At 47.2% G+C, this 10,684-nt stretch carries 10 protein-coding genes; 3 read left to right on the top strand and 7 right to left on the bottom strand.

Translation table 11 applies throughout. The annotated features are described in order from the left end of the window. From A1332_RS25055 to A1332_RS19695, 5 genes are all read right to left on the bottom strand, one after another. A partial coding sequence (locus A1332_RS25055; RefSeq protein ID WP_157204060.1) for a TniB family NTP-binding protein occupies nt 1-583 on the bottom strand: 583 nt, incomplete at its 3' end. Between the two features lie 13 nt (nt 584-596). Next, the gene (locus A1332_RS19710) at nt 597-2,591 is read right to left on the bottom strand and encodes a Mu transposase C-terminal domain-containing protein (protein WP_064010126.1); all 1,995 of its coding nucleotides are present in this window, start codon (nt 2,589-2,591) and stop codon (nt 597-599) included. Beyond that, complete coding sequence (locus tag A1332_RS19705) at nt 2,554-3,312, bottom strand: TnsA endonuclease N-terminal domain-containing protein (protein ID WP_064010125.1); 759 nt, start codon at nt 3,310-3,312, stop codon at nt 2,554-2,556. The genes A1332_RS19710 and A1332_RS19705 overlap by 38 nt, the downstream gene beginning before the upstream one ends. A gap of 246 nt (nt 3,313-3,558) precedes the next feature. Continuing rightward, nucleotides 3,559-3,981, bottom strand: a complete 423-nt coding sequence (locus A1332_RS19700) for a helix-turn-helix domain-containing protein (RefSeq protein ID WP_064010124.1) — start codon at nt 3,979-3,981, stop codon at nt 3,559-3,561. Between the two features lie 266 nt (nt 3,982-4,247). After that, complete coding sequence (locus tag A1332_RS19695; RefSeq protein ID WP_157204059.1) at nt 4,248-5,321, bottom strand: hypothetical protein; 1,074 nt, start codon at nt 5,319-5,321, stop codon at nt 4,248-4,250. A gap of 199 nt (nt 5,322-5,520) precedes the next feature. Between A1332_RS19695 and A1332_RS19690 the strand changes: the two genes are divergently transcribed. Further along, nucleotides 5,521-5,760 carry a helix-turn-helix domain-containing protein gene (locus A1332_RS19690; RefSeq protein WP_064010122.1) on the top strand — a complete coding sequence of 80 codons (240 nt, stop codon included), beginning with the start codon at nt 5,521-5,523 and terminating at the stop codon, nt 5,758-5,760. Between the two features lie 465 nt (nt 5,761-6,225). Here A1332_RS19690 and A1332_RS26575 read toward each other — a convergent pair whose 3' ends face one another. Then, nucleotides 6,226-6,414, bottom strand: coding sequence for an HU family DNA-binding protein (locus A1332_RS26575; protein WP_419866001.1), 189 nt, complete (start codon nt 6,412-6,414; stop codon nt 6,226-6,228). A 319-nt stretch (nt 6,415-6,733) separates the two neighbouring features. On the opposite strand from A1332_RS26575, the gene A1332_RS19685 reads away from it, so the two are divergent. Continuing rightward, nucleotides 6,734-6,940 (top strand): ParD-like family protein, encoded by a 207-nt coding sequence (locus A1332_RS19685; protein ID WP_064010133.1) that lies wholly within the window; start codon nt 6,734-6,736, stop codon nt 6,938-6,940. Further along, on the top strand, nt 6,933-7,721 hold the full coding sequence (gene map / locus A1332_RS19680) for a type I methionyl aminopeptidase (RefSeq protein WP_064010134.1): 789 nt from the start codon (nt 6,933-6,935) through the stop codon (nt 7,719-7,721). Before A1332_RS19685 ends, map begins: the two co-directional genes overlap by 8 nt. A 452-nt stretch (nt 7,722-8,173) precedes the next feature. Here map and gyrB read toward each other — a convergent pair whose 3' ends face one another. Then, on the bottom strand, nt 8,174-10,579 hold the full coding sequence (gene gyrB / locus A1332_RS19675; RefSeq protein WP_064010132.1) for a DNA topoisomerase (ATP-hydrolyzing) subunit B: 2,406 nt from the start codon (nt 10,577-10,579) through the stop codon (nt 8,174-8,176). Between the last annotated feature and the right edge of the window lie 105 nt (nt 10,580-10,684).

Raw genomic sequence — 10,684 nt, 5'->3', positions numbered from 1 at the left:
AACGGCAACAGCCCCTAGAAAAACGCCTCCGCAGTTGTTCGTTGACGCGCAACAGCTCTTCAAGTCGTGGTGTCCCCAGCAAAACGGTTGGAATCGCTGTTTGATCTATCAATGATTTTAACCAGTCACCCACTTTGTAATGCGTCACAGCCAACCCTCTATCCTGAATGTGTTGGGCTTCATCGAACAGAAGCATTTCAACCCGACAGGCCCGGCATAAAGTTATCACGCGCGAGGTCTTCGCCGATACCGTTCCGAATGCTGCAGCTGGATCACCCAGCTGTTCGAGCATGGAAGAAGCCACACTCGAAATAGTGGCTCCCGATGGTACCGATACTACCAGCACCGGGGTGACATCACGATCCGGCAAAGTCAATTTAGGATATTGATGTTTTACCCATTTGCAAAGGCTGCTTTTTCCGGCTCCACTTTCCCCAAGCACCAATAAATGACGAGGGATTTTGATCTCGCGATAGAGCGAAAGATTGGTTTTGATAGCGTCAATGGCTGTGACAAACGGGGGAAATGGAATATATTCTTCATCAAATTGTTGTATTGCAGAGAAAATTTCGTTGGAATTCATCGTAGTTCCCCTTTCAGCGTTTCATTTGAAAGGAGGTGATGATTTCCATCGCCGTCTGTTCTTGACCCTGTTCAAACACTTTTGACGCTTTGTTTTTTTGCGGCTTGGGTACCGCGATAACATCGGGTTTTGTATCGGTATTTAGCTCGGACCCGTTTGGTTTACTACTACTAATCCCCCGCAGCGCAGCGCTGCGGCGCCGAGCACGATGTTTTCGATTGGTCATTAATGCTTCGACGGCTTGTGCCAGTTCATATCGAGCCCGTTCGAGAGCAGCTTTATCGATAACTTCCGCTCCTTGCTCCCGCAGATATTGACGAATAAATTCATTTTGTTTAACGGTCAGTCCATGAGCAAACTCGTAATCGAGTGCCTTTACCGTAACTGGCTCGGCATCATTGGGGCCCCAAACCTGGATTTCACCCAAGTCTTCCGGGTCGTAGACCAACCGAACTTTCACCCCTTCACCAAATCCACGCAGGATGGGACCGAGCTCATCGCCACTGTAGCGGATGCCATGCAGAAAAATGCCATCGCGTCGTAATGAACGCTCTTCAACTAACCCAATTCGGCGCTGCAACGTGCGCAAATCATCCGGCAATATCAGTTCGTAATGCGCAATACTTTCTTGCCAGCGAGCCCATGGCGTGGTTTTACCGAGTCCTCGATGTTCGTCCTGGGCATAAACATCAACCACCCACTTTTCGAAGATTTGCTTAAATTCCGCAAAGGTTAACAACGCCGCTTTTTGTGGATCGTAATCGCCACGCAGATAAAATTTGGCGAAACTAGTACCAGGCAGCTGATGAGCAAAGAAGTAGTTGATCGTTTTTAGATAGCGCTCGACCACGCCTTTGAAACGCGGGGCATGTTTGGGACAATATTGGATACGAATTCCCAAATCGTAAGCAACGCTTTCCAGATCATTGCTATGGAACTCCAAGCCGTTGTCGACCACCATTAATTCAAGAAGACCGTAACAAGTCCACGTATAGACGGTTTTTAGGTTTGCGATGACCGCAGTTGCCAACTTTTTGGGCAGAATGGCATGCCGTAATGCCCCCATCACCGCCGCAGTTGAAGGGCTATCAAAACTCAAATAGTACCCAAGTAACATCCGGCTGTAGTGATCGATAATCACGGTTAACGTTGGCCTGCCCAGAGGTAGCCAAGTTCTTTCGTCAATGAGGAATAGATCGAGCGGTGTATGATCAATTTCAACGCGCTCAAGGATACGAGAGGTTTTTACACCGGCTTTACCGATCCTAAAACGCCTATCGGCAGCCGCCTTACCTTCCTTTAAGACCACGAGTTCGTATGCCTCAGCACGCTCAACCAATCGGTATAGGGTACGTAAGGAAGGTGGTTTGGTGAGTTCGCCTCCGATCGATCGCTGATTCTCAATATCGATTTTGCCAAGTAAGAGCGTGTAAACACTGCGGCACGTCGCCTGTGGTGAGATTTTGAAAGCCTCCTCCAAAGCCTCTGCTAGCAGTTGGAGAATGCGATCATTTTGCCGTAATGCCTTGGGACCACGAAGATCAGTCCTCGGAATGATTGCTCGCGGGTCATTAAATGATTTAAATCGGCGATACCAACGATATACAGTAATCACGGCCGGCGGGGTTAAATCTCCGATTTCCGCTGCGGCCTGCTCAATCAACGGCTTCAAATACTCCGGTGTAAAAATCCGATCACCATGATCGAGAATGCGTTCGAGATAATGTTTACGCCGCTTCATGGCGTTTCTGACGCCTTCAGAGAGTTCATCGAGCGGTCGTGAAAATGAAGGTACTGACGAAATAGTCGATGAAACTGCATCAACTGTCTTCGCAGAAATTTTGCCTTCCGCATACTCAGAAAGTAGTTGCTCACGACTGATCACCGAAAAATGGCCGTCACTCATCCTTTCCAAAAGCACATCACCATTCGGTTGAATCCGGTCAATGCGATATTCAGTGCCGTTCCAGTCAAAAACCCTGTTCTTGTGCAATGCAAAACCAGCCATTGTCTGCCTCCATATTCAATTCAATTAAGGTTTCTTGAGAAATCGGCAGATCCAAGGAACAGCGTAGATGGCCTGCTAGCAATAGACTGCAAGGGTCAATGTCACTTACCTCGACAAATCGGCTAAAAGGATCAATACCAGTTGTACTAAGCAGGGCTGTTGTCTTTTCAAGCGACATGGGAAAACAATGACGAATCTTATTAATGGCAACCGTCATAGCATCTGGCGATGGTGGAATTCGTCGAGCCCGATGATATATCCAGCGTAGATTGGATAAGCGGGGCTCTTGCCGTATTACTTCATCGGTCAATATAACGAAGGGCATTTTCGATCTACGCATATGCTCAGCGACACAATTAAGTTTGTGCTGCACATCGTCATGACCAAGGCTACTGACCGGCTTGACTTCGATGAGGAGGATTTCGCCGGTGGTCAACACCAGCTCGAAATCCGGGGTATATCGGCGCAATTTGGCGCCATCGGGATACTGAAGGGTTAAGGGTTGTTCACGATAGCGGACAATATTGGGGGATGCCTCGAACAGATAAATCGCTTCGAGTTCTAGCAATCCCTCATGGTGGACCATCCGCCCGTTCTTGCGGCTGGGGAATTTACCGCGAACAATGCCGCCTGATGGGGTGATGACAGTTCGAGCTCGTTTGTGAACGTCGCCGTCGGGCTGACGACCACGCCAAGCCCCCCGCCAAAGATGGTTTGACATGATTACTCTCCTGCAGTACGGCTACAACAGGCAAAACGCTGCCGGCTACAGCCACTGCTATTGTTGAATAGCGCTGCTTTCTGGCGTAACAACGCCTGCGCCGGGTAATTAAACTCGACGTTGCGCAGACACTGGTGATTAGAGTGGGCTTGACGCTAGTGGGAAGTTTGACGATACTGAAGATGCAAATCGGGGTATCGTTAGATGCTCCACCCAGCGGGGCAAGCCGCAAGGTTTGTCCCGTTTTTACATTTGAGCCTCCATTTTTTTGCGTCGATGCAATCGATAACCTGGCTCGACGTAACTATTGCCGTAAGATTCCTTGAGTTTGAGAACCTGGCGAATCAACTGTATTTCCGCTAGGGTTAGATCAGATACACGATCACGTAGCTCCTGAAGCATCCAAAACACGTCCTGTGGCATATCGCTATCAATTACCAACTTTCGATTGGACGCTTCTACTGCTTTAAGCAGGTGCTCACGTTCTTCTCCTTTCAAGTCCAACGCCGTAATCAGCTTTTCAACAAACTCTGGCGTTGGCGGACCTTTTTTTCCAATCTCAAGTGCGGAGATGTAAGTTTGCTCATACCCGATTAGATCGGACAACTCTGTTTGGCGAATACCTCGCTGCATTCGAATCGTGTGTAAAAGACAAGCAAATGGATTCATGGTTGGTTAAAACCAATAACATATTTAAGTTAAGACTGAGCATAACCATATTGGAGAGTAAAGTAAATAATCAATAATTATCAATTAGTTATGTCAGCAAAAATCAGTTGACAACTTGTCGCTTGGAAATGAAAAAAGTCAACAATTCTGCATGTTTACCAATTATCACTATCCTAAAAATTTAGAAAAAAAACGACCAGCCCTCACCAAGTCCTGAATAAAAAATCTCGTCTACACGCAATTTGCACCAATTTCATTATTAGGAACTAGGTTTTTGGCCAGCTAATCTTATCCAGAGCGAGGTTTAACCCATCATCCCCGCATTTCAAAAAGTCTTCGTATAAAACATGGCTAACCATACTGCGTGGAAGTTCATAGTCTCTGCAAAACGGAGATACCTGCCATTTTTCAGCACGCGCTCGATCGACCCAACGCTGGCAAGCACCTATCATGTAATTGGAGGCATGTTGAGCAGTACAAGAGGTTCTGACCAAAAAATCCGCTGCGGCTCGGGCTCCAGCATAGATAATCCTATAACACTGCGCTACGGAATAATCTTGCAGCAAATTGGTCAACATCAGCGTCGTACTTCGCTGTGGCGATGACGGTAAGCTACGTTGTTTAATACAAAAATCGTAGTACTCTTGACACTCGGCTAAGGCCAGAGATTGCTTCATTTTGGGAAGCTGATTTATCCAGTGGCCGGGCCATACCATAGTCCGAGCACAATGTTCTATTTGATGGACCAACTCAAGAAGTGCATCAATGGAGATATTCCAGATAATTGGAAATTGCAATGTCGATATCCCTTCATCCTCAAGCGTATCAAAAACATAATAGCTCGCCGGTCTAAAGCCAAGTATCGTCGCCTTACCTAGCTTTTCGATTAGTGTTTTTGCATAACTGCCTCTGGGAACAAACGGCACGGACATCAAACTAGAGGCGAATATTCTCTGTTCATTGCCATCACTAAAATCATCGCAACGAATGAGAGCTAACAGGGCTATAGCTTGTTCTAAAGTCAAATCAGCCGGTTTGATCTCCTGACGATTTATGCACTGAATTCCGGAACATCGATTGTCCGAGGGAATAGATGAAATTCCTCCATTCTTGACCTTCCGACGATCGCGACAATAGTCGCACTTACAACGCAACGCACTTTGGTGGCGGCATTCCGGACAGTACAAGCTTTTTTTTGATTTGCTTGGACTGGCATGTCTTGCCGCACGCTGCGACATCATAGTCGCGCCACAATTTGGACAAGCGACCGAATCATGAAGAATTGGTGGTAGTAATTTATAGAGTTGAGCGGGCTGACAATCGATAACAAATTCACTCAATAAATCGGCAATCCTCGCTCCCTCGTAATACCGGGCAATCAGGTTATCTATCTGACTTCCCGAAAGGTGAGCCAACTTGGCGTGGATCGAAGAATACGACATCGGAATATGGAGGCAAAACACCAAATATAAGCCGATAGTGAGAAATTGTCACTTATAGAGCGTGGCCTCATAGAGTACTGGTTAGTAGCATCATGAAATGCCTATTCAGTCTGAGCTCACGCCTGATCCTCTCGTCTTATTTGGACAACGTATTGTTCAACTTAGGAAGTTGCGCGGCTGGTCTCAAGAGCAACTGGCATTGGAGTGCGGTATGGCTCGAAGCTATTTGGGCGGAGTGGAACGGGGGAAACGAAACATAGCCTTGCTGAATATTTGCAAGTTGGCGGATGCTTTATCGGTCTCGCCGGCAGAGATGCTGCAATTCTCTAAAGATTAAGTTGATTTTATTTATTCATAGATCAAGATTGCTGTCCTAACAATCCATCTCATCCAAGGACGAATTGTCATCGTAGCGGGTGAGGTGAAGTCCCGATACAAGCCGACGATACTTCATCGAAAAAGGCTTCAAAGCCCCCAAGCCAGATCCTATCATTGATAACGCTTTGATTTTTAGTAATAAACAAGCTAGGTATCGAGTTCCCTAGATCACCACCTTTACTCGTCAAGGGCAAGGGCAAGCCCAAATGAATCAACGCGAAGACAAAATCTAAGCGGCGTCTATTTACACTCTCGCTATTAAGGAGCCACTGGCAGATCCTAGGTAGCACCGCCGAAGGCATCCAAACAAACGCTGCCTTAAATCCAATCCCCAATACCTGATTTTCGCGCCCGCGAAAATAACACTACCCAAGGCGGCAAAGCCGCCATCCAAACCTAAACCGATTTATGCCCAACGACCCCACTAGGGGTACTTGGCGTCTTTAATAGTTTTGTATCGTTCGCCTGATGCGTTTACCTTGACGCGCAAATTGAAACCTGGCCCAAAGTGTAAAGTTCGTCGTCTTGGCACACTGACCGATTCACCGGCTTTGGGATCACGACCAATACGTGAATTGCGATGCGTCGTTGAAAAGCCTCCAAAGCCGCGAATCTTAATCCGATCTCCATTTGGTAAGCTAAGGCGGTGGTCAAGATATCCAGAATATTTTTTATTGCTTGCTCAACATCTTTTTGCGTTAGATGCGGCTGTGAAGCAAGCTGTGGCGAAAAGTATGCGCCGATGCGTGTTTGGCAATTCGGCTTCCGCGCACGGCTAATTTAATGGCTTGCTGCACATGGGTTTCGTACAAAAGGTAACCGTGCCGGTGTAGCGGGAAACCAGCATTCGCTTGAAACGTTATTTGCAGATTCTTGTGAGCAACATTACGTTAATATACAATACATATACGTTTCGTATATTAGTGGTAATTATGGGCATCGTTAAAATCAGTGATGAACTACATGAAGAGATCCGGAAAGCCAGTGGCACGATGGTTCGTTCGATCAATTCCCAGGCTGAGTTTTGGATAAAAATCGGCATGCTCGCCGAAACTCATCCCAACATGACTTACACAGAGATTTTGCGAGAACAATTACGCCTTGCTGCTGTTGAGTTAAATGAAGTTAGCAATGGCTAGTGTTATCCTAAAAAGTGAGAATGAACTTGATTTGATGCGTGAATCAGGGCGTTTGCTCGCATCTGTGTTCAGCCATCTCGATCAACACATCAAAGTCGGCATTTCAACCATGGACATAAATGATTGGGTTGAAGATTTTATTACCAACACGTTAAATGCAAGACCGGCCAGTAAAGGGCAATATGATTTCCCTTTCGTTCTAAACACATCGATCAATGATGTGGTGTGTCACGGCATACCTTCCACCACCCAATTGCTTAAGTCCGGCGACATCATCAATGTGGATATAACGCTTGAAAAAAATGGTTTTATCACCGACTCAAGCAAAATGTACATGGTTGGGGATGCTTCGCCATTAGCCCAAAGGCTAGTTGATAAAACTTACGAGGCTATGTGGCAGGGTATTCGCGCAGTGAAACCCGGCGCAACACTTGGTGATATTGGTTACGCGATTAAAAAATTTGCATCTTCACAAGGCTATTCGGTTGTACGCGAATACTGCGGTCACGGTATTGGCCAAGAAATGCATGAGGAGCCTAAGGTTTTACATTACGGAAAACCTAATAGCGGAATTGTTTTGCAAGAAGGTATGACCTTTACCATTGAGCCAATGATCAACCAAGGCGAAGCTAAAATCAAAACAAAGCGTGATGGTTGGACAGTTGTTACTCGTGACAAAAAACTCTCTGCACAATGGGAACACACTATTGCGGTTACAGCAGATGGCTATGAAGTTCTGACGCTGCGAGATGAAGAGCGTTTAACAAAAACTTTAAGTTGAACGGCAGTTCATTAAATTCCAGCCTACATTGATCGCAAAGCTGTAAATGTTGCTTTGGGGTCAATAGCGACAGTTCTCGTTCTGTTATGTCGCAATCATATTGGAATTGGTGGCTGGTTTGGGATGGAATACTATGCTGGTATAGGCCGGGAATATGCAGTGGCATTCAGCGCACAATTGAATCAATATGGCTGTAGACTGCTTTTGCCAGAATTAACCAACACACTATGTGCATTTTTTCCATTCCCTTAGATTTTTCCCTATCAAACCAAAAATCCTGACAATCAAAATAAATTTAGGAGAGCAGGTACCCTCTCAAGAATGGGTACCTGCTTCGCGAGTGCTCAGTTTGAAATAAATGAGCAAGAACTGTCGGATTTTTTCATTTTTTGTGTCAATAGTTTTTCACTAATTTGGCACACTTTTCATTTTTTGTGTCACTCGACACATCGTTACACGTCCAAATTCGCCACATCCAGCGCATTCTTCACGATGAAATCCCGGCGCGGTTCCACGACATCGCCCATCAGGGTGGTGAAGATCTCGTCGGCGGCGACTACGTCGTTGATGGTGACTTGCAGCATGCGGCGGCTGTTGGCGTCCAGGGTGGTTTCCCAGAGCTGTTCCGGGTTCATTTCGCCCAGACCTTTGTAGCGCTGGATGTGCTGGCCTTTTTTGACTTCTTTCATCATCCATTCGAACGCTTGTTTGAATGTATCCACTTGCTGTTCGCGCTCACCCATGCGCATGACAGAGGTTTCGCCGAACATGCTGAGGGTTTTTTCCACGTAGCGGGCGATTTTTTGATAATCGTTGCCGGCGAAGAACGGCGCATGCAGGACAAAGCTTTTGGTAATGCCGTGCAGGCGTTTACTCACTTCTATATCAAAGTCTTCGCTGTCGCGATATTTTAGCTGGGTGCTGAATATGGCTTTGTGACCGCCTTCGTTCAAATTTTTTTGCAGCAAATCCAACCAGGCTTGCAGCTTTTGCTGATCGGCTTTGATGTCGTCGCTAAGCACCTGCATATAGGTCATTTGCTCTAAGTACAGGTCGTCGTAGCGTCTGGACAGGCGGTTGATGATGCTCATCACGTCGGCAAATTCCGTCGCCAGCTTTTCCAGGCCTTGGCCTTGAATTACCGGAGTGTCGGCATCGGTTTGTAGTTGCGCTTTGTCCAAAGCCAGTTGAATCAGGTATTGGTTTAAGGCGTTGTCGTCTTTGACGTAATGCTCTTGTTTACCTTTTTTGACTTTGTACAAGGGCGGCTGCGCGATGTAGATGTGGCCGCGCTCGACCAATTCCGGCAATTGCCGATAGAAGAAGGTGAGTAACAGGGTGCGAATGTGCGAGCCGTCGACGTCCGCGTCGGTCATGATGATGATGCGGTGATAACGGAGTTTATCGATGTTGTATTCGTCTTTACCGATACCGCAGCCCAGCGCGGTAATCAGGGTACCCACTTCTTCCGACGAAATCATTCTGTCGAAGCGGGCGCGTTCCACGTTAAGGATTTTACCTTTCAACGGCAGGATGGCTTGAGTGCGGCGATCACGACCCTGTTTGGCGGAGCCGCCCGCCGAGTCCCCTTCCACTATGAACAGTTCGGACAAGGCCGGGTCTTTTTCCTGGCAATCGGCCAGTTTGCCTGGCAAGCCAGCAATATCCAGCGTGGTTTTGCGACGGGTCATTTCGCGGGCTTTTCTAGCGGCCTCACGCGCTCTGGCGGCGTCGATAATTTTGTTGACGATGGCTTTGGCGACTTGCGGTTGCTCCAGCAAGAATTCCTGGAGTTTCTCGTTCATGGTCGATTCCACCAACGGCTTTACTTCCGATGAAACCAATTTGTCCTTGGTTTGCGAAGAGAACTTAGGATCGGGCACTTTCACCGATAACACAGCGGTTAAACCTTCGCGGGCATCGTCGCCGGTGGTGGCAACTTTTTCTTTTTTAGCCAGGCCGTTGGTTTCGATGTATTGGTTGATGGTGCGAGTCAACGCGCCTCTAAACCCGGCCAAATGCGTACCACCGTCACGCTGCGGGATGTTGTTGGTGTAACAGAACACATTTTCCTGGTAGGAGTCGTTCCATTGCATCGCCACTTCCACCACCACGCCTTCTTTCTCGGCGATAAAGTGGAAGACTTTTTCAAACAGCGGGGTTTTGTTTTTGTTCAGATGTTGTACGAAGGCGCTGATGCCACCTTCGAATTCGAATACATCTTCCTTGCCGGTTCTTTCGTCGCGCAAGGAAATTCGCACACCGGAATTTAAAAACGACAGTTCGCGCAAACGCTTGGCGAGAATGTCGTAGTGAAATTCGATGTTGGTGAAGATGGTAGGGCTGGGTTTGAAGTTTATGTAGGTACCGCTGCCTTCGCAATCACCTATAACCGCCAAGGGCGCTACGGGCTCGCCAAGGATATATTTTTGCATGTGCAGCTTGCCGTTCTTGCGAATTTTCAGCGTTAGCTCTTCAGACAAAGCATTCACCACCGAGACGCCTACGCCGTGCAAGCCGCCGGAGACTTTATAAGCGTTGTCATCGAACTTACCGCCAGCATGCAGGATAGTCATGATGACTTCGGCGGCGGAACGGCCTTCTTCTTTATGAATATCGACCGGAATGCCGCGTCCGTCGTCGTAAACGGATATGGAGCCATTTTCATGAATCACGACATCAACGCCTTTGCAGTATCCGGCTAATGCTTCGTCGATGGAGTTATCGACTACTTCGAATACCATGTGATGCAAACCGGAGCCGTCATCGGTATCGCCGATGTACATGCCCGGACGTTTTCTGACCGCATCCAATCCTTTTAGTACTGTGATATTCGAACTATCGTATTGTTCACTCATGGGTATATCCATTGTGTTGTGTTTTACCGCAACGATGCCTAGCTTTTGCGTTATACAAACGCCAAGTCAATCGTGTGTGATGGGATTTGTTGTTGTTTTTTATTA

This window comes from Methylomonas methanica, assembly GCF_001644035.1.
Lineage (GTDB): Bacteria > Pseudomonadota > Gammaproteobacteria > Methylococcales > Methylomonadaceae > Methylomonas > Methylomonas methanica_A.
The sequence above is the reverse complement of the archived record's forward strand: the minus strand, read 5'-3'. Positions and strand labels throughout refer to the sequence as shown.